Annotated in this window: 16 protein-coding genes and 1 riboswitch; of the genes, 10 read left to right on the forward strand and 6 right to left on the reverse strand. The window is 59.5% G+C overall.

Annotated features, from left to right (window positions below):
* The first annotated feature begins 229 nt into the window (after positions 1-229).
* The 4 genes from PY308_RS13995 to PY308_RS14010 all read left to right on the forward strand — a co-directional run bounded on the left by PY308_RS13995 (position 230) and on the right by PY308_RS14010 (position 3,566).
* Positions 230-1,555 carry a L,D-transpeptidase family protein gene (locus PY308_RS13995; RefSeq protein ID WP_275791129.1) on the forward strand — a complete coding sequence of 442 codons (1,326 nt, stop codon included), beginning with the start codon at positions 230-232 and terminating at the stop codon, positions 1,553-1,555.
* A 200-nt stretch (positions 1,556-1,755) separates the two neighbouring features.
* Positions 1,756-3,045, forward strand: coding sequence for an NAD(P)/FAD-dependent oxidoreductase (locus tag PY308_RS14000; protein ID WP_275783582.1), 1,290 nt, complete (start codon positions 1,756-1,758; stop codon positions 3,043-3,045).
* A gap of 72 nt (positions 3,046-3,117) precedes the next feature.
* Positions 3,118-3,321 (forward strand): hypothetical protein, encoded by a 204-nt coding sequence (locus PY308_RS14005; protein WP_275783585.1) that lies wholly within the window; start codon positions 3,118-3,120, stop codon positions 3,319-3,321.
* Positions 3,321-3,566, forward strand: a complete 246-nt coding sequence (locus PY308_RS14010; protein ID WP_275783587.1) for a hypothetical protein — start codon at positions 3,321-3,323, stop codon at positions 3,564-3,566. Before PY308_RS14005 ends, PY308_RS14010 begins: the two co-directional genes overlap by 1 nt.
* Positions 3,567-3,636: 70 nt before the next feature.
* Here PY308_RS14010 and PY308_RS14015 read toward each other — a convergent pair whose 3' ends face one another.
* From PY308_RS14015 to PY308_RS14040, 6 genes are all read right to left on the reverse strand, one after another.
* Positions 3,637-4,329: a ParA family protein gene (locus tag PY308_RS14015; protein WP_275783590.1), complete on the reverse strand. Its 693-nt coding sequence runs from the start codon at positions 4,327-4,329 to the stop codon at positions 3,637-3,639.
* Positions 4,330-4,718: 389 nt separating this feature from the next.
* On the reverse strand, positions 4,719-5,864 hold the full coding sequence (locus PY308_RS14020) for an iron-containing alcohol dehydrogenase (RefSeq protein WP_275783593.1): 1,146 nt from the start codon (positions 5,862-5,864) through the stop codon (positions 4,719-4,721).
* Between the two features lie 3 nt (positions 5,865-5,867).
* Positions 5,868-7,247, reverse strand: coding sequence for an aldehyde dehydrogenase family protein (locus PY308_RS14025; RefSeq protein ID WP_275783594.1), 1,380 nt, complete (start codon positions 7,245-7,247; stop codon positions 5,868-5,870).
* A 100-nt stretch (positions 7,248-7,347) separates the two neighbouring features.
* Positions 7,348-8,718 carry a glutamine synthetase family protein gene (locus PY308_RS14030; protein ID WP_275783597.1) on the reverse strand — a complete coding sequence of 457 codons (1,371 nt, stop codon included), beginning with the start codon at positions 8,716-8,718 and terminating at the stop codon, positions 7,348-7,350.
* 100 nt (positions 8,719-8,818) lie between these two features.
* On the reverse strand, positions 8,819-10,366 hold the full coding sequence (locus tag PY308_RS14035) for an amino acid permease (protein WP_275783600.1): 1,548 nt from the start codon (positions 10,364-10,366) through the stop codon (positions 8,819-8,821).
* A 111-nt stretch (positions 10,367-10,477) separates the two neighbouring features.
* Positions 10,478-11,245 (reverse strand): N-formylglutamate amidohydrolase, encoded by a 768-nt coding sequence (locus PY308_RS14040; protein WP_275783603.1) that lies wholly within the window; start codon positions 11,243-11,245, stop codon positions 10,478-10,480.
* A 199-nt stretch (positions 11,246-11,444) separates the two neighbouring features.
* Here PY308_RS14040 and PY308_RS14045 point away from each other — a divergent pair, with 199 nt between their 5' ends.
* From PY308_RS14045 to PY308_RS14070, 6 genes are all read left to right on the forward strand, one after another.
* On the forward strand, positions 11,445-12,329 hold the full coding sequence (locus PY308_RS14045) for a MurR/RpiR family transcriptional regulator (RefSeq protein ID WP_275783605.1): 885 nt from the start codon (positions 11,445-11,447) through the stop codon (positions 12,327-12,329).
* Positions 12,330-12,507: 178 nt separating this feature from the next.
* A complete protein-coding gene (locus tag PY308_RS14050) occupies positions 12,508-13,614 on the forward strand; it encodes an ABC transporter substrate-binding protein (RefSeq protein ID WP_275791130.1) in 1,107 nt (368 codons plus the stop codon).
* Between the two features lie 76 nt (positions 13,615-13,690).
* Positions 13,691-14,563: an ABC transporter permease gene (locus PY308_RS14055; RefSeq protein ID WP_275783608.1), complete on the forward strand. Its 873-nt coding sequence runs from the start codon at positions 13,691-13,693 to the stop codon at positions 14,561-14,563.
* Complete coding sequence (locus PY308_RS14060) at positions 14,560-15,348, forward strand: ABC transporter permease (RefSeq protein WP_275783611.1); 789 nt, start codon at positions 14,560-14,562, stop codon at positions 15,346-15,348. The genes PY308_RS14055 and PY308_RS14060 overlap by 4 nt, the downstream gene beginning before the upstream one ends.
* 14 nt (positions 15,349-15,362) lie before the next feature.
* Positions 15,363-16,427, forward strand: coding sequence for an ABC transporter ATP-binding protein (locus PY308_RS14065; RefSeq protein WP_275783614.1), 1,065 nt, complete (start codon positions 15,363-15,365; stop codon positions 16,425-16,427).
* Between the two features lie 119 nt (positions 16,428-16,546).
* Positions 16,547-16,698: riboswitch (FMN riboswitch) on the forward strand.
* Between the two features lie 94 nt (positions 16,699-16,792).
* A complete protein-coding gene (locus PY308_RS14070; protein ID WP_275791131.1) occupies positions 16,793-17,266 on the forward strand; it encodes a 6,7-dimethyl-8-ribityllumazine synthase in 474 nt (157 codons plus the stop codon).
* Positions 17,267-17,429 lie beyond the last annotated feature (163 nt).

Here is a 17,429-nt window from a genome sequence, read left to right on the forward strand (position 1 = left end):
TGTAAGTCCCGGCCGAGCCTGAAAACCGGCGTTTGCCAAGCCTTCGCCCTACCAGTTCCCGACGATGAAAACGGGAATTTAGGGAACCGTTCATAATGAATTCAGTTTTAGCATATTAGGATCGCAATTGATTTGTACGCCGCGAGTCCAACTGCAAAATAACAGGTTTAACGTGACGCTCGTTTCCAGAACCGGGTTTTCCCTTCTCGCCGCCGTCAGCGGACTTGCAATGGCTTGCGCCGCACAGGCCCAGGATGGTTTCGGCCGCTTGCCGGCTGACGCCGTGCTCGTGACGCCCCGGGGAGAGGTCCTTGATTACATCCCGGAATCCGGCGAGGTGCAGATGACGCGCGACAGCCGCGGCCGGACCGTTCTTGTGGACGCGTGGGGCAATGTCGTGGCAACCGTGATGAAGCAGGGTGGACGACCCGACGACACCCGCCGTCCCGATCCCTATGGCAACCAGCAATTCGGCTTTTCCGATCAGGGCTATCCGGACCAGGGCGCCGCCGGCGATGGTTTTTCGGATGGCGGCGATGTAACGGGGTCCGTTGAGGATTTTCGCTCCATCACGCCGGAAGGCGTCGAACGTCAGCCGCTTCAGGACGACCTGACCGTCCCACCGGATGAAAACGACATGGCGGCCCTTCCGCCCGAAGAGAGTTCGCCCGAGCGCCAGACGCTGCCATCGGCTGCCAAGATTACGAGCAAATCCAGCGCCGAAATCACAGCGCTTCAGGTGTTTCTCGACCGCGAGGGATTTTCGCCTGGCGTGATCGACGGCAAGAATGGTTCGAACGTCGCCAAGGCCATAGAAGCCTGGCAGCAGGCGACAGGCGAGACTCTGGACCCCAACAATACCGACGACCTCATGGAGCGGCTTCGTTTATCCGGCGGCCTGCCGATTACGACCTATACGATCACCGCCGCCGACGCCGCCGGCCCGTATGTCGCATCGATTCCCGAGGATTATGCGCACAAGGCGCAATTGCCGCATCTCTCCTTCACATCGACGACGGAGATGCTCGGCGAAAAATTCCATATGGACGAAAACTATCTCAAGGAACTCAATCCCGGCGCCGATTTCACGGTGCCCGGCACGACCATCAAAGTCATCATCCCCGGCGAGCCCAAGACCGGCAAGGTTGCCCGCATCGTCGCCGACAAGCAGCGCAAGCAGGTTTTCGCCTATGACGATGCTGGCGGGTTGCTTGCCGCCTACCCGGCCAGCATTGGTTCGTCCGACACCCCTTCCCCCTCCGGAACGGTGCAGGTCGATCGCATCGCGCTCAATCCCGGTTATACCTATAATCCGAAGATCAATTTCAAACAGGGTGAGAACGACAAGGTCCTGACCCTTCAACCCGGGCCGAACGGCCCGGTCGGGACCGTGTGGATTGCCTTGTCGAAACCGACATACGGAATCCACGGCACACCCGAGCCCTCCAAGATCGGCAAGACGCAGAGCCATGGCTGCGTACGCCTGACGAATTGGGATGCGACGGAACTGGCAAAAATGGTCAGCGTCGGCACCACCGTCGAATTTTTGGATTGAACGGCCCGCCTTAATCGCGCACGCAACGAAGATGGAGTCCGAAAACGGAAGATGAGGGGCGGTTGAGGCGCTCGCTGACCTGCTTGGCGGCGTTGCGGTGCGCTTCATGACGTCATCATATTTTGTCATGAAAAAACATTGCAGTGATGGTCTATCTGTCGGAAAACGCTGAAGAGCACCCGCCGACGAGGAATGCCATCATGGCCGCCGAACGAACCTTACCCAACCTTTGGCATGCAACGGCACCTGTGGCACCGGAGACACATCCGCTGGCAGGCGACATCACCGTGGATGTTGCGGTCATCGGCGGCGGTTTTACCGGCCTTTCCGCAGCACTTCACCTCGCTGAAAAGGGCGTCAAGGTCGCTGTTGCCGAAGCGATGATGATCGGCTTCGGTGGGTCCGGTCGCAATGTTGGCCTGGTCAATGCCGGAATGTGGACGAAACCGGACGACCTTATCGCAACGCTCGGCGTCGAAGCCGGAACGCGTCTTTTGCGCGAACTGGGGGATGGACCGTCTCTCGTCTACGACCTCGTCGCGAAACATGACATTCGCTGCGAAGCCGTTCGCAACGGCACATTGCATCTCGCCGTCGGCACGGAAGGGGTGCAGGAAATCCGCAGTCGCGAGGCGCAGTGGCAGAGATTCGGCGCTCCTGTCGAAGCGCTGTCGGCCGAACGCACCCAGAGCCTAACCGGCGCGGAAGGTTTTGCCGGCGCCCTGCTCGATCGCCGCGCCGGCACCATCCAGCCGCTTGCCTATGCCCGCGGCCTCGCCAGCGCGGCATTGGCTGCAGGCGCTGAAATCTATACCGAAACGCCGCTTCTTGCGGCAGAAAGGAAGGGCGACGTCTGGCACCTGGCAACGCCGGGCGGCGCAATACGAGCAAAAAACGTCATCCTCGCCACCAATGCCTATGGCAGGCTGATCGACAGCACGCCCTGGACGGCCCACACCGAGGAACTGACGATCCTGCCCTATTTCCAGTTTGCCACGCAGCCTTTGAGCGACAATCTGGCCCGCAGCATCCTGCCGGAACGCCAGGGTTGCTGGGACACGGGGCTGGTCATGACGTCGTTCCGGATGGACGCGCAAAACCGGCTGATCTTTGGCAGTATCGGCCGGCTGGACGCGATAGCCAAGGGAACGCACACAGCCTTTGTCAGGCGGTCGCTGCGCAAGCTCTTTCCCCAGATCGGCGATATGAAACTGGAATATTGGTGGGATGGCCGTATCGGCATGACGCCCAACAACCTTCCCCAGTTGCACACCATGGCGCCGAACGTCATTTCGGTCAGCGGTTATAATGGCCGCGGTATCGCACCGGGCACGGTGTTCGGACGGGCGCTCGCCCGCCATGTCATGGAAGAGCCGAACGCTCTGCCGCTTGGCGAAACCCCTGTTTCTCCCGACCGCTGGCGGAGCCTCAAATCGGCTTTCTACCATGCAGGCGCACAGGCCAAGCATTTTATCGACCGGCGCTTCTGAGCCGTTTGCGTCAGCCTGTGGAACCTTTCCAAGTCTGTCCTGTTGAGGAAACAGAATCGGAAGGAGATGGACATGAAACAGGATACACCGAAACCCGGTCCGGCCGGAACGACGGATCAGTCGCCGCGATGGGAAGGACCGGAGGAAACGCGCCCGTCCGGTTATCTGCCTGCTGTCGATAACCCAGACATCGATCGGGACGCCCATGGCGAAAACCTCAGCGATCCCGATCGCAGTAAGGTGACCGATGCAGGCAAGACGAAAGGAGACCGCTGATGGCGTCCCCTGACAAGCCGAAGACGGATGGCGCAACCGATGTTCGCAAGGATGCGCAGGGACAATTCGCAAATCCCCGCAAGCACAGCGACAACAATGGAGTGGCCAGCGCCAAGCCGCGCGTCATTACCGGTTCCGACGATGCCACAGCCAACAAGAATCCTCCAGGCGCGAAATCGCCGGGGAAGGAATGGGACGTAAACTACGACCCGAGCGACATGAACGAAGGTGACTTTCGCGGCTAGTTTGGCGATCTAAGCGCTAAAGGCCCAATTGCGAATGCGCCGTTCGGCTTTCGGACGGCGCATTTTCATGTCAGGCAGCACGGCGCAGGCGATTAACCGCGCGCAAGGGGACGAGCTTGCATACCTCCTCGGCAAAGGCCCGCGCGTTTTGACAGGCCTTGTCGAGATTGCTGACCCGGTTTGGATACATGTCGCCAAGCGTTCCGCCGCAGTCGAATATATCGCGGAAGGCCGCCCGCTCGACGATTGGGGTGTCGAGAACCCGAACGGCGCGCTGGGCAAGCAACTGCTTCACGACTTGCAAGGCGCGTGTCGTGACCAGAGAATTCACTCTCGTCAAAACCACGGAATGATCGATGCGGATCCCTGCATTTTTCTCAAGCTGGGCCAGGATTTCGAGAACCTGCGCGCCGCCTTTGGCGTCCATGGCGCAGCCCTGGATCGGGATCAGCACATGATCCGACAGCCCGATCGCAGTTGCCATCAGCGTGTTGCGGGCACCGGCGAGGTCGATGATGAAGTAGTCGGTACGCGCCCGGTTCTCGCTGAGATGGGCCTGGATTGAGGCCAGGGAAACAAAGGAAATCACATCGATATTGGCAATCTTGCCCGAAATCTCATGCCAATGGGAGATCCAGTGCTGCGGATCGGCATCAAGGATCGTGACCCTTGCGCCGGTGTTTGCAAGCTCCGTTGCAAGAAGGAGAGCCGCGGTCGTCTTGCCCGCGCCGCCCTTTGTATTTGCGAATGTAATGACTGGCATGTCCGTCCCCGTCTGAAAGATCCGAGCCGCGGCATGGCTCCCGTAGAGCACACAGCCCATCGCGCTCCGGTTAATCAAACCTTACAGATCGTGGTTAACAAACTCTGAAGCGCCACACCCGAGAATTAACCATTGGCCGGCCTCGTCCGGGTCCGCGATGCATCGCAAAGTCCGGCTACCGCCAGTCGCGCTCGACGCCAGCTGTCGCATTCCTTCCGGCGATCTTTAAGCACAACGGTCAATAACGACGTCCCGCCAAAGCCGCTTCCGCGCGCCGGTATCGGGGAATATTATTCAGTCAGACGCAAAACGAATAGAGCCGGCACACGGCCGGCCCCACGGATACAAAAGGTAAAACCGACGACGCCGTAGCGCGAGCCGTTCCCGGATCAGATGCTTTCCCTGAAAAGCGTCTTTGCAGCCTCAAGCGTCAACTCGACCGGGTTGCCGCCGGCCGTCGGATCGACGATCGCCATGGCTGCCATTTCATCGATGCGGTCGGTGCCGACACCGAGTGTAGACAGCTTGTCCGGCACGCCGAGGTCTTCCCGCAGCTTCAGCACATAGTCGTAAAAGCCGTCGAAGCCGCCGGAAATGCCGAGATAGGCGGCGGCCATGCCGATCTTGTCCTCGATGGCCGGACGATTGAACCGCAACACAGGCGGCATGACGACGGCATTGGTCATGCCATGATGGGTATTGTAGATCGCGCCGACCGGGTGCGACAGCGAGTGGATGGCACCCAATCCCTTCTGGAAGGCGACGGCACCCATCGCGGCGGCCGACATCATATGCGCGCGCGCCTCGATATCGGTGCCATCCTTGTAGGCGCGTGGCAGGTATTCCTTCACGAGCCGCAGGCCCTCAAGCGCGATGCCCGCCGACATTGGGTGGTAGAACGGCGAGGAATAGGCTTCCAGGCAATGGGCGAAAGCATCCATGCCGGTGCCGGCGGTGATCACCTTCGGCATGCCCACGGTCAGTTCCGGATCGCAGATCGTCACCGCCGGCAGGAACTTGGGATGGAAGATGACCTTCTTCGTATGGGTCTGCGAATTGGTGATGACCGAGGCACGACCGACTTCCGAGCCGGTACCAGCCGTGGTCGGCACGGCGATGATCGGGGCGATGCCCTCGGTGCTGGCGCGGGTCCACCAATCGCCGACATCCTCGAAATCCCAGACGGGACGGCTCTGTCCGGCCATGAAGGCAACGCACTTACCGAGATCAAGGCCCGAGCCGCCGCCAAAAGCGATAACACCGTCATGGCCGCCGGCCTTAAAGGCCTTCACGCCGGCATCGAGATTGACGTCCGTCGGGTTTGAATCGACATCGGCGAACAGCGCCCGGCCGAGACCGGCGGCGTCGAGGATATCAAGCGCGTTCTGGGTGATCGGCATGGGGGCCAGACCGCGGTCGGTGATCAGAAGCGGGTTCCTGATGCCGAGCGCCTTGCAGTGATCGGCGAGTTCATTGATGCGCCCTGCCCCGAACTTGATGGATGTTGGATAGCTCCAGTTAGCAGTGATGGTCATGTGTCAGGCTTTCTTCAGATGGTAGGATTTCGGGCGGGTCAGGTTCTGGAAACCGATGACCGAGAGCGAACCGCCGCGACCGGTTTCCTTGACGCCGGTCCAGCACAGCGCCGGGTCCAGATAGTCTGCGCGGTTCATGAAAACGGTGCCGGTTTCCAGATCGGCGCCGATGCGGGCGGCGCGTTCGGCATCTTTCGTCCAGAGCGAGGTCGTCAGGCCGTATTTGCAATCATTCATCAGGGCCAGCGCTTCCGCGTCGTTCTTCACCTTCATGATGCCGACGACCGGGCCGAAGCTTTCCTCCGTCATAACCTTCATGGAATGATCCACATCAACCAGAACCTGCGGGCCGAGATAGGCGCCGTCGTCATCGGCGGGGAAAAGTTTCGGATCGACCAGCGCCTTGGCGCCCATGGATACAGCCTCGGCAGTCTGTGCGCGCACTTCAGCGGCAAAGCGCTTATGCGCCATCGGGCCGAGCGTGGTGTCCTGCTCCAGCGGATTGCCGAGCTTATAGGCGGAGGCAAACGCAACGGCTTTCTCGACGAAATCGTCGTAGAGATTTTCATTCACATAGATGCGTTCGATGCCGCAGCAGCATTGTCCGGAATTGAACATGGCGCCGTCCATCAACGTATCGACGGCGGCGTCGAGATCGGCGTCTTCCATGACGTAGCCGGGGTCCTTGCCGCCCAGTTCAAGTCCGAGACCGGTGAAGGTGCCGGCCGCAGCCCGCTCGATCGAACGTCCGCCCTCGACGGAGCCGGTGAAGTTGACGAAGTCGAAGCTCTTGGCCGCGATCAGCGAGGAGGTCGTCGCATGATCGAGGAAAATGTTCTGGAACACGTCTTCCGGCACGCCGGCCTCGACAAAGGCGCGCACCATGCGCTCGCCGACGAGAATGGTCTGGCTGGCATGTTTGATGATGACGGTGTTGCCGGCCATCAGTGCGGGCGCAACGGTGTTGATCGCCGTCATATAAGGATAGTTCCAGGGCGCGATGACGAACACGACACCATGGGCGACACGCTCGATTCGGCGCTCGAAACTGGCGCTGTCCTCGACGACGATCGGCGCAAGCGCATCTGCGGCAATCGCCGCGACATAGTTGGAACGCTCGTTGAAGCCGCGGAATTCGCCGCCGTAGCGCACCGGCCGACCCATCTGCCAGGCAAGTTCCGGCACCACCTCGTCGACCATCTCGTTCAGCCGGGCGACACCGGCGAGCACCAGTCTGACGCGGTCCTCGATCGGCCGTTTGGCCCAATCTTTTTGAGCAGCCCGCGCACGGGCCACAACTGCCGATGCGGCGGCGGCCGCCATCGCCGGACGTTCGGCATATACCGAGCCGTCGATGGGGGAAATGCACTGGATCATGGTCATGATCATCTTCCTGTCTTGTCGTCTTTGAGAATGCTTTTGCCACGGAAAGGCCGACGCCTGTCCGTGGCTGATACGGTGCGACTGCACCTGAAATATGGCGTCAGGCGCGCTCAAACCCCCGCGCCACCTCCCAGTCGGTGATCTTGCGGTCGTATTCCTCCTGCTCCCATTCGGCAGCACGCGTATAATGCTCGATCACATCCTCACCGAAAGCATCGAGCAACATCTTCGATCCGTTGAGTGCAGCCGTCGCGTCACGGAGAGTGCGTGGAATTTCCCGGATGTTCTTGCCGCCATAGGCGTCGCCGACAAATGGCGCTTCCAGTTCCATCTTGCCCTCGATGCCGGCAATGCCGGCGGCGATCAGCGCCGCCATGGCAAGATAGGGATTGAGGTCTGACCCACCGACGCGGCATTCGATGCGGATGCCCTTGGTGCCTTCGCCGCAGAGCCGGTAGCCGGCGGTGCGATTGTCCTTCGACCAGATTGCCTTGGTCGGCGCAAAAGTGCCGGCAACAAAACGCTTGTAGGAATTGATATAGGGCGCAAGAAAATAGGTGATCTCGCCGGCATGGGCAAGAAGCCCGGCCACATAGTACCGCATCGTCTCCGACATGCCATATTCGGCGTCCTTGTCAAAGAATTTCGAAGTCTTGCCGTCGACGCTCCAGAGCGACTGGTGAATGTGCGACGACGAGCCGGCGGCCTGCTGGTTCCACTTGGCGAGGAAGGTGATCGCCTTGCCCTTGCTCCAGGCGATTTCCTTGCAGCCGTTCTTGATGATCACATGCCGATCGGCCATGGTCAGCGCGTCGGCATAGCGGACATTAACCTCTTCCTGGCCGGCCGATGCTTCTCCCTTGGTGTTTTCCACCGGAATTCCGGCCCCCTGCAGGCCGTTGCGGATGGCTCGCATCACGTCTTCTTCCTTGGTCGTCTGGAAGATGTGATAGTCCTCATTGTAGCCGCTGACGAGTTTCAGGTCGCGATAACCGCTCTTTCGGGCGTCGTCATAGCTTTGGTCGAACAAGAAGAATTCAAGCTCGGTTGCCATGAAGGCCTTGAGGCCCATGGCCTCCAGCCGTGCAACCTGTTTCTTAAGGATGGCGCGCGGCGAATGCGGCACTTCCTTGTGAGTATGGTGGTCGAGCATGTCGCAGAGAACCAGCGCCGTGCCTTCGAGCCAGGGAATGCGGCGAAGCGTCGAAAGATCCGGCTTCATCGTATAGTCGCCATAGCCGGATTCCCAACTGGTCGACTTGTAGCCGGAGACGGTCTCCATCTCCATGTCGGTCGCCAGCAGATAGTTGCAGCTATGCGTCTCTTCCCAGGCGCCATCGACGAAAAACTGCGCGTGAAACCGCTTGCCCATCAGGCGTCCCTGCATGTCGACCTGGCAGGCCAGCACCGTATCGATACGCCCCTCGGCGACATCCTGTTTCAAGTCTTCAAATGTGTAGCTCGCTGCCATAGGACAAACCTCGAAATTGCTCGAAACGACGCATTGCAGCCGCCTCGCTGGACATGGTGAGGAGGCCGCGGCGTGGCGGCCTCCTTGCGAAAGGGATAGATCAGATCTGGCCGACGGCCTTCTCGGCGGCAGCGATCTCCGCCCTGCGGCGTTCGACCTCGGCACCGATCGGCGGCCCCTTGAAGCGGCGCTTTTCAAAGCCGAACCAGACGATGCCGGTGAGGATCAGGAAGCCCACAGTGACATAGAGAGCCGGGCCGTTCGGCGGCTGGACGCCGAGAATGAAGATCAGGATCATCGCAAGGATGGTCAGGACCGCGAATAGCTTGAAGACGCCCTCGCCGAGGTTCCACGGACCCATCTTGTCCCACTTCGATGTTCCCCAGGCGAACAGGCCGAGCGCGATCGGGATCGAGAAGGAGAAAAACAGGAAAATGACCGTGCAGGAGACGACGATGGTATAGACCGGCGTCTCGCCGATGGTGACCAGCGAAGAGCCCCAGACGAAGAGGACTGACAGAATGGAACCGGTCCAGATGGCTGCCACAGGCGTGCGATAGGTCGGGCTGACCTTAGAAAGAGCTTTGGATGCTGGCAGGCCGCCGTCACGCGAGAAGGCGAAGATCATCCGGGATACAGACGTTACAGTTGCCAGGCCGCACAACCACTGGCTCACCAGGATGGCAAGATAGAGAATGTCCTTGATGACCGGGCTGACCTGGGCGTCCATCGCCCAGAAAAACACGTTCCAGCCCTGCTTGGCGGCGTCGTCCATGTTCGGGATCATCAGTACGAAGCTGCACAGCATGATGTAGCCGAACAGAGCCGACCACAACACAGAAGAGATCATGCCGCGCGGAACCGACGTTGCGGCCTTGACGGTTTCTTCCGAGGTGTGCGCGGAAGCATCGTAACCTGTGATCGTGTAGATCGGCAGTAGCAGGCCGAGCAGAAAAACCCAGGTGCCCGATGTCGCGGGCCAGACATTGCCGCCTGCTTCACCCGAATAGTTTGAAAACGTGAAGAGGCGACCGATCTCGAACCCGTCGGCAACGGCAAGGCAGACGACGGACAGCGCGATAGCCGTGGCGAAGATGAGGTAGCCGGAAAAATCGGTCAGCTTCGCCGTAAGGCCGATGCCCATGTGGTTGACGATTGCCTGAAGGCCGGTGATGACCAGCAGGAAGAGGATGCGGACGGTCGTGGAGTCTTCCAGGCCGAAATAAGGCGTGCCGAACGAGCCCATGAAGAAATAATAGGTGCCGACATTGATGGCGCCGAGAACGGTGACGAGACCGAGCAGATTGAACCAGGCCGTGACCCAGCCGGTGAAACGGTTGCCGAGGATCGAGCCCCAGTGATAGAGGCCACCTGCCGTGGGATAGGCCGAGCTGATCTGCGCCATGCCGACGGCAAAGACGAAGGAAACGAAGCACCCTACCGGCCAGCCGATACCGATGGCGGCCCCCCCGGCTCCGGAGGTTGCCTGAGCCAGCGAGTTGATGCCGCCTGACAGGATGCAGATGATGGAGAAGGACACGGCGAAATTCGAAAAAGAACTCATGCGACGTTCAAGCTCTTGAGCATAGCCCATCGAATGGAGGACCTGCATGTCCTCGTGTTTATCGGTATCTGAATAATCTGACATGGTTTTCCCCTAAATGACCAGCCTTTGGCGGTATTGCCGAAAGCTGAAATGCCGTATCCATAGTCAGGACCATGGATCGTTCTCCGCGGACATGCCGCTCCCCGGGTTTTATTATTGCGACAGTTCCTTCAGGCTTTCGCCCAGCAGGTCGGTCAGATAATCGGCCATAACCCTTTGGCCGCCATCATTGCTTATGAGGTCATTGCGAACTTCGATCATCACGTTCGGCAGGCCATTTTTCAAGCCATGCTCGATCAGCGTATGCGTCACGCCGTCGGCAGGTCCGTAAGGCTCGTTCCTGCGCACGATGTATTTCTTATTCTTCCCCGCGGCAGCGAGCATCGCGTCTGCCAATCGCGTGTCCTCATCATGCAGGATCCCGATTTCCACCTCCCGTTGCAGGCCGTGATAGACAGGGGTGAAGCTGTGCATCGTGACGAGTACGGGTGGGCGCCCCGCCTGTTTGCGTTCGGCTATAAAACTCGAAAGCTTGTCGCGGAACGGTTGGTAGAGAGCCTCGGTGCGAGCCCGGCGTTCATCATGCGAGATCGCAGAATTGCCGGGTATGTCGAAAATTTCGCTGACCGCCGGCATTGCCGCTTCTGCCTCCGGAGGGCGGTTGCAGTCATAGACGAGCCGGGAAAAACGCTGGTGGATCAGCGTGGCGTCCAGACTTACCGACAGAAGCCGTGAAACGGCCAATGCGCCGGGGTCCCACGCGATGTGACTGGACAGTGCTTCCGGCGAAAGACCCAGCGTCCCGTACTTTTCCGGCAGGCGGCGCGACGCATGCTCGCAAACAAGCAGAACTAAACCTTCGGCATCCGGATTGTCTACGGCAACCGGCAAGCCATCCGCTTCCGACAAAAGCCCCGTCAATGCGACTTCCTTTTCAGCCCCGGCCGACCGCCCCTGCGGCAACGTGAAAATCCCGGAAGATTTCGTTAATGAAAAGAATTCTTCACCTTTCCTGAAGTGTCAACAGAAAACTGAAACGATCTCTTCAAAATAGTCATTGACTCGAATTGTGACAGCGATGTTTACTCTGTCACAAAGCCGGCAAAGACCGGCCCAGGGGATGAATTTGACAGGCTCTGCAGGCACCATGACGGTGTCGGATGTGATCAACGCCCACTTTGCCGTGCTCACGCGTGCGGAAAGGCAATTGGCAGCGACACTTCTCGACAACTACCCGGTTTCCGGGCTCGGCAGCATCACGACTGTTGCCGAGAATGCGGGCGTGTCGACGCCGACGGTCGCCCGCATGGTTCAGAAGATCGGTTTCCGCGGGTTTCCAGATTTTCAAGCGCGCCTGCATCAGGAGCTGGAAGCAACGATCTCCAACCCGATCAACAAGCATGACCGCTGGGCCGCCAATGCGCCCGGAACCCATATTCTCAACAGGTTTGCCGACGCCACCATCCAAAATATGCGCGCAACGCTGGCGCAGATGGAAACCGCCGAATTCGATGGTGCGGCCACGTTGATTGCAGATCGCAAGCGCGGCATCTATCTCGTCGGCGGCCGCATAACGCGGGCGCTGGCGGATTACTTCTTTACCCATCTCCAGGTTATCCGCTCCGGTGTCACGCAGATCGCCGCCAATTCCAGTTCCTGGCCGCACTACGTTCTGGATATGAAAAAGGGTGACGTCCTCATCATGTTCGACATCCGCCGGTACGAGCGCGAAATGGAGACGCTGGCAAAGATCGCCCGCGAGCGCGGCGTCGAGATTATCCTCTTCACCGATCAATGGAGTTCCCCGATCGCCAAATCGGCGCGGCGCGTTTTCCGCATCCAGATCGAGGCGCCGTCCGCCTGGGACAGTTGCGTCGTCATTCTTTTCGCCGTCGAGGCGCTCATCGAAGCCGTTCAAAGCTCCATCTGGGAGGAGACCCGGGACCGGATGAAGACCCTGGAAGGACTGTTCGATTCAACGAGACTTTTTCGAAAGCCGCTTTAGGAGGAGAATACGCAAGGAGACGGCGCCATGTCGTCTGATCCGAATTCGAAAACAAAAAGAAGGTGTTCTGGCTGCGAAGGCACGGTCGCAAAGGGAACATCGCCTGTCACATAAGCTTCATCGGCCGCCACTATCAGCTTCCATCGAAGTCGCCTGATAAAAACCAAAGGAGATATCCCTGATGTCCAACATACGCCGCCTGCTCTCGCTTTCGACCGCCATGGTCATGGCATCCACTGCAATCGCCGCTGCCGAGCCAAGCGCCGAGCTCATCGCCGCCGCAAAGGCCGAAGGTAAGCTGACGACGATCGCGCTGCCGCATTCGTGGTGCGGTTACGGCGATGTTATCGCCGGCTTCAAGGCCAAGTATCCGGAAATTGCCATCAACGAACTCAACCCGGATGCCGGCTCCGGTGACGAAATCGAGGCCATCAAGGCCAACAAGGGCAACACCGGCGACCAGGCTCCTGACGTGATCGACGTCGGTCTCTCCTTCGGCCCCTCCGCAAAGGCCGAAGGTCTGATCCAGCCTTACAAGGTTTCCACCTGGGACTCGATCCCTGACAGCGCCAAGGATGCCGAAGGCTACTGGTATGGCGATTATTACGGCGTTCTTTCATTCCTCGTAAACAAGGACATCGTAAAGGAATCCCCGAAGGATTGGGCCGATCTGCTGAAGCCAGAATATGCCAACGCCGTATCACTCGCCGGTGACCCCCGCACCGCCAACCAGGCCATTTCCGGCGTCTTCGCTGCCGGTCTTTCGGGTGCGGGCGGCGATGTCGCCAAGTCTGGCGAAGCCGGTCTCGCTTTCTTCAAGGAACTCAACGAGAAGGGCAATTTCGTTCCGGTCGTCGGCAAGGCCGCACCGTTCGCCCAGGGTACGACCCCGATCATCGTCGCCTGGGATTATAACGGCCTGAGCTGGGGCCAGAGCCTGAACGGCAACCCGCCCTTCGAAGTCGTCGTTCCCGCTTCCGGCGTCGTCGCAGGCGTCTATGTCCAGGCGATCTCGGCCTTTGCACCGCATCCGAATGCCGCCAAGTTGTGGATGGAATATCTCTATTCCGACGAGGGTCAGCTTGGTTGGCTGAAGGGATTCTGCCACCCGATCCGTTTCAACGATCTTGCCAAGAACAACAAGATTCCGAAGGAACTGCTCGACGCGCTGCCGCCTGCCGCCGCCTATGAAAAGGCGATGTTCCCGACGCTCGCCGAACAGGAAGCCTATAAGGAAACGATCACCAAGGGCTGGGACACCGTCGTTGGCGCCAACGTCCAGTAATTGACGATGATACCACGGCCTTCCCGTAGCATCTTCGGGAAGGCCACCCCCCGCATATTGAAGAAACGGTTTCCGGATGAGCCTTAAACCAGCCATGGATTTGAAGAAGACCGCTATCGATTGGCTCGGTATCACGCCGTTCCTGATTTTCGCGTTGATGTTTTTGATCATGCCGACCCTTTATCTGGTGACCGGCGCCTTTCTGAATCCGGCCGGCGAGTTCACGCTCGACAATGTTGCCGGCCTCTTCACCGACAAGATTCTCGCCTCCTACTGGATCAGCATCAAGATCAGCCTGGCCTCCTCGATCGGCGGCGCGTTGATCGGCTTCTTTCTCGCCTGGGCAATCGTGCTTGGTGGCCTGCCCTCCTGGATACGCTCCTCGCTTTTGACCTTTTCCGGGGTTGCATCCAACTTCGCTGGCGTTCCGCTGGCCTTTGCATTCCTCGCCACGCTCGGGCGGACGGGTCTTGTGACGGTCATCCTCAGCGAAGTGTTCGGAATCAATCTCTACGCGACCGGCTTCAACCTCCTCAGCTTCGTCGGCCTGACACTCACCTACATGTATTTCCAGATCCCGCTGATGGTCCTGATCATCACGCCGGCGCTCGATGGCTTGAAAAAAGAGTGGCGCGAGGCCGCCGAAGTGCTGGGCGCGACCAATTTCCAATACTGGACCAAGGTCGCCATGCCGATCCTCTTTCCAAGTATCCTCGGCACGACGCTGCTTCTCTTCGCCAACGCCTTCGGCGCGATTGCCACCGCCTATTCGCTGACCGGTTCGACCTTCAACATCGTGCCGATCCAGCTCTATGCCCAGATCCGTGGCGACGTGCTGCACAATCCGAACCTCGGCTATGCACTGGCGCTCGGCATGATCGTCATTACCGGGATCTCCAACCTCATCTACATCTGGCTGCGCATGCGCGCCGAACGGTGGCAGAAATGAAGACACAGAAAATCGGCGCCTGGATCGCCATCCTTTTCGGCGCCTCCTATTTCATCATCCCCCTGATCGCCACATTCGAATTCTCACTGCGCATGCGCCGCGGCGAATATTCCTTCGATGCCTATCGCTCGGTGTTTTCCGACGTCCAGTTCCGAGAATCCTTCAGCTATTCGATCGTGATGGCGATCCTTACGATCATCTTCGGTGTGCTTCTCGTCGTTCCCACTGCCTATTGGGTTCGCCTGCGCCTGCCGCAGATGCGTCCCGTCGTCGAATTCATAACGCTGATGCCCCTGGTCATCCCGGCGATCGTCATCGTCTTCGGTTATCTCCGGCTCTACAATTCATCGTCCTATATTCCCTTCACCGGAACGGCGCGCGGCACCGATCTGCTGCTGATGTTTTCCTTCATGACATTGTCGCTGCCCTACATGTATCGTTCGGTCGATACGGCCATGCGCACCATCGATGTCGGCACGCTGACGGAAGCTGCCCAAAGCCTTGGAGCATCCTGGCCGACCATCATGTTCAAATGCATTTTCCCGAACGTCATGAGCGGCGTGCTTTCGGGCGCCTTCATCACCTTCGCCATCGTCATCGGCGAGTTTACCATGCCATCACTGCTCAACCGTCCGGCATTCGGCCCCTATCTGCAACTGATCGGCGCCAACCGCGCATACGAACCGCCGGCACTCGCAGTCATCGCATTCGCCATCACATGGGGATGCATGGCGCTTCTGCAACTCGTCTCCCGTTTCAGCAAATCGGCTCCTTCCAAGCCTTGAGGTATTGATCGTCCATGTCCTTTCTCGAACTCACCGGCATTCAGAAGAGCTTCGGTCCCGTCCAGGTCGTCAAGGATTTCGACATGGCCATCGAGAAGGGAGAATTCGTCTCCTTTCTCGGACCGTCCGGCTGCGGCAAGACGACCATCCTGCGCATGGTGGCCGGATTTGAAACACCCTCGGCGGGCACAGTGGTCATCAACGGCCGCAACCAGACCGAACTGAAGCCCAACCAGCGCAATATCGGCATGGTCTTCCAGGCCTACGCCCTGTTCCCGAACATGACCGTACACGACAATGTCGCCTTCGGGCTGAAGATCGCCGGCATGGACAAGGGGGCGATCGACGCCCGCGTCAAGGAGATGCTCGGCCTCATTCATCTCGGTCATCTGGCCGACCGCTTCCCCTACCAGATGTCCGGCGGCCAGCAGCAGCGTGTGGCGCTTGCGCGCGCCCTTGCTCCGAAGCCGCAGGTGCTTTTGCTCGACGAGCCGCTGTCGGCGCTCGACGCGAAAATCCGGGTGTCGCTGCGCGAGGAAATCCGGATGATCCAGCGGCAGCTCGGCATCACCACCGTCTTCGTCACCCACGACCAGGAAGAGGCCCTGTCGATCTCGGACCGCATCGTCGTGATGAATGCCGGCCGCGCCGACCAGATCGGCACGCCCTTCGAGATCTACAACAAGCCGGCCACCCGCTTCGTCGCCTCCTTCGTCGGCACGTTGAACCTGATCGAGGCCAAGGTCGTTGATCCCGCGACGAACCGCATCACCATCGGCGACCAGGGCATCACCCTGCGCGAACCGCTCGGCTCCGCAGCCAAGGCCGGCGACACCGTGTCGCTCGCACTTCGCCCGGAAGCGGGCTCGATTGCCGAGGGCGCCAAGGGCGATACGTCGCTGACAGGTGAAGTCGTCTCCAGCAACTTCCTCGGCTCGGTCATCCGTACCCGCATGAAGGTTGGCAACGCCGTCATTTCCTTCGACATGTTCAACGCGCCGGGCCTCAATCCGCCGGCCGTGGGCGAAATCGTCACACTTCGCTTCACCGCAAGCGACCTCTTGATCATCCGCGAATAACAGGCAGGCGGAGCATTTTCCCGGCGCCAGCCTCCCTATTGGAAAAATCTGTCGCATAAAGCACGAAAAGCGTCCTCGGCAGCGTTTGACCTGCCCGGCCCGATGCCTATAGTAATCCTGCACGTTCTCAGGGCGGGGTGAAACTCCCCACCGGCGGTAGCGGAGAGCAATCTCCGGAGCCCGCGAGCGCTTCCGGCTTCTGGCCGGAAGGTCAGCAGATCCGGTCGAATTCCGGAGCCGACGGTTAAAGTCCGGATGAAAGAGAGCAAGCAGATCTGGAAGCCCCTTCATGAAGGGGCTGCAGCGCCTGCATGTTCGCCCAAGGGGATCATTGAAAAATGGCAACCTTGAAAGGCCAGACCAACATGACAATCGCTTCCCATCCCATTCAGAAAATCGCCATCATTCGCGCCCGCTGGCACGCCGACATTGTCGATCAATGCGTGAACTCCTTCATTGCCACGTGGGAAAAGCAGGGCAACCTGGCTTCGAATGTGGAAATCTTCGACGTCCCCGGCGCGCTCGAAATCCCGCTGCACGCGCAAACGCTTGCGAAATCCGGACGCTTTTCCGCAATCCTCGGCACCGCATTCGTCGTCGATGGTGGCATCTATCGCCATGACTTCGTGGCCCAGACAGTGCTCGACGGCATCATGCGCGTGCAACTCGACACCGGCGTACCGGTGCTTTCGGCCGTGTTGACGCCACATCATTTTCAGGAGACGGAAGCCCACTTCCGCTTCTTCCGCGATCATTTCGTGATCAAGGGGGCAGAAGCTGCCCATGCCTGCGCCCAGATCCTGGCAGCACGGGCGCAATTGGTGCTTGCAAACACCTAATGCGCGGCGCGGTATTTTCCCGATACCGCGCATTAATCCTTCATCAACCATGCGACTAAAGCGATGCTCCATACCGGAGCATCGCCGTCCTTCCGGTTGATCGAGGATGGCGCAGGTTTATGCTCCTCGTGTCGGCCATCCACCTGTCTCCGATAACGAAGGA

The sequence above is a fragment of the Pararhizobium gei genome (genome assembly GCF_029223885.1).
GTDB classification, from domain to species: Bacteria; Pseudomonadota; Alphaproteobacteria; order Rhizobiales; family Rhizobiaceae; genus Pararhizobium; species Pararhizobium gei.

Bases quoted from the DNA above. Each gene is read 5' to 3' on its own strand.
- PY308_RS13995 (WP_275791129.1), top strand. From the start codon at position 230: ATGGCTTGCGCCGCACAGGCCCAGGATGGTTTCGGCCGCTTGCCGGCT.
- PY308_RS14000 (WP_275783582.1), top strand. From the start codon at position 1,756: ATGGCCGCCGAACGAACCTTACCCAACCTTTGGCATGCAACGGCACCT.
- PY308_RS14005 (WP_275783585.1), top strand. From the start codon at position 3,118: ATGAAACAGGATACACCGAAACCCGGTCCGGCCGGAACGACGGATCAG.
- PY308_RS14010 (WP_275783587.1), top strand. From the start codon at position 3,321: ATGGCGTCCCCTGACAAGCCGAAGACGGATGGCGCAACCGATGTTCGC.
- PY308_RS14015 (WP_275783590.1), bottom strand. From the start codon at position 4,329: ATGCCAGTCATTACATTCGCAAATACAAAGGGCGGCGCGGGCAAGACG.
- PY308_RS14020 (WP_275783593.1), bottom strand. From the start codon at position 5,864: ATGACCATCACTGCTAACTGGAGCTATCCAACATCCATCAAGTTCGGG.
- PY308_RS14025 (WP_275783594.1), bottom strand. From the start codon at position 7,247: ATGACCATGATCCAGTGCATTTCCCCCATCGACGGCTCGGTATATGCC.
- PY308_RS14030 (WP_275783597.1), bottom strand. From the start codon at position 8,718: ATGGCAGCGAGCTACACATTTGAAGACTTGAAACAGGATGTCGCCGAG.
- PY308_RS14035 (WP_275783600.1), bottom strand. From the start codon at position 10,366: ATGTCAGATTATTCAGATACCGATAAACACGAGGACATGCAGGTCCTC.
- PY308_RS14045 (WP_275783605.1), top strand. From the start codon at position 11,445: ATGAATTTGACAGGCTCTGCAGGCACCATGACGGTGTCGGATGTGATC.
- PY308_RS14055 (WP_275783608.1), top strand. From the start codon at position 13,691: ATGAGCCTTAAACCAGCCATGGATTTGAAGAAGACCGCTATCGATTGG.
- PY308_RS14060 (WP_275783611.1), top strand. From the start codon at position 14,560: ATGAAGACACAGAAAATCGGCGCCTGGATCGCCATCCTTTTCGGCGCC.
- PY308_RS14065 (WP_275783614.1), top strand. From the start codon at position 15,363: ATGTCCTTTCTCGAACTCACCGGCATTCAGAAGAGCTTCGGTCCCGTC.
- PY308_RS14070 (WP_275791131.1), top strand. From the start codon at position 16,793: ATGACAATCGCTTCCCATCCCATTCAGAAAATCGCCATCATTCGCGCC.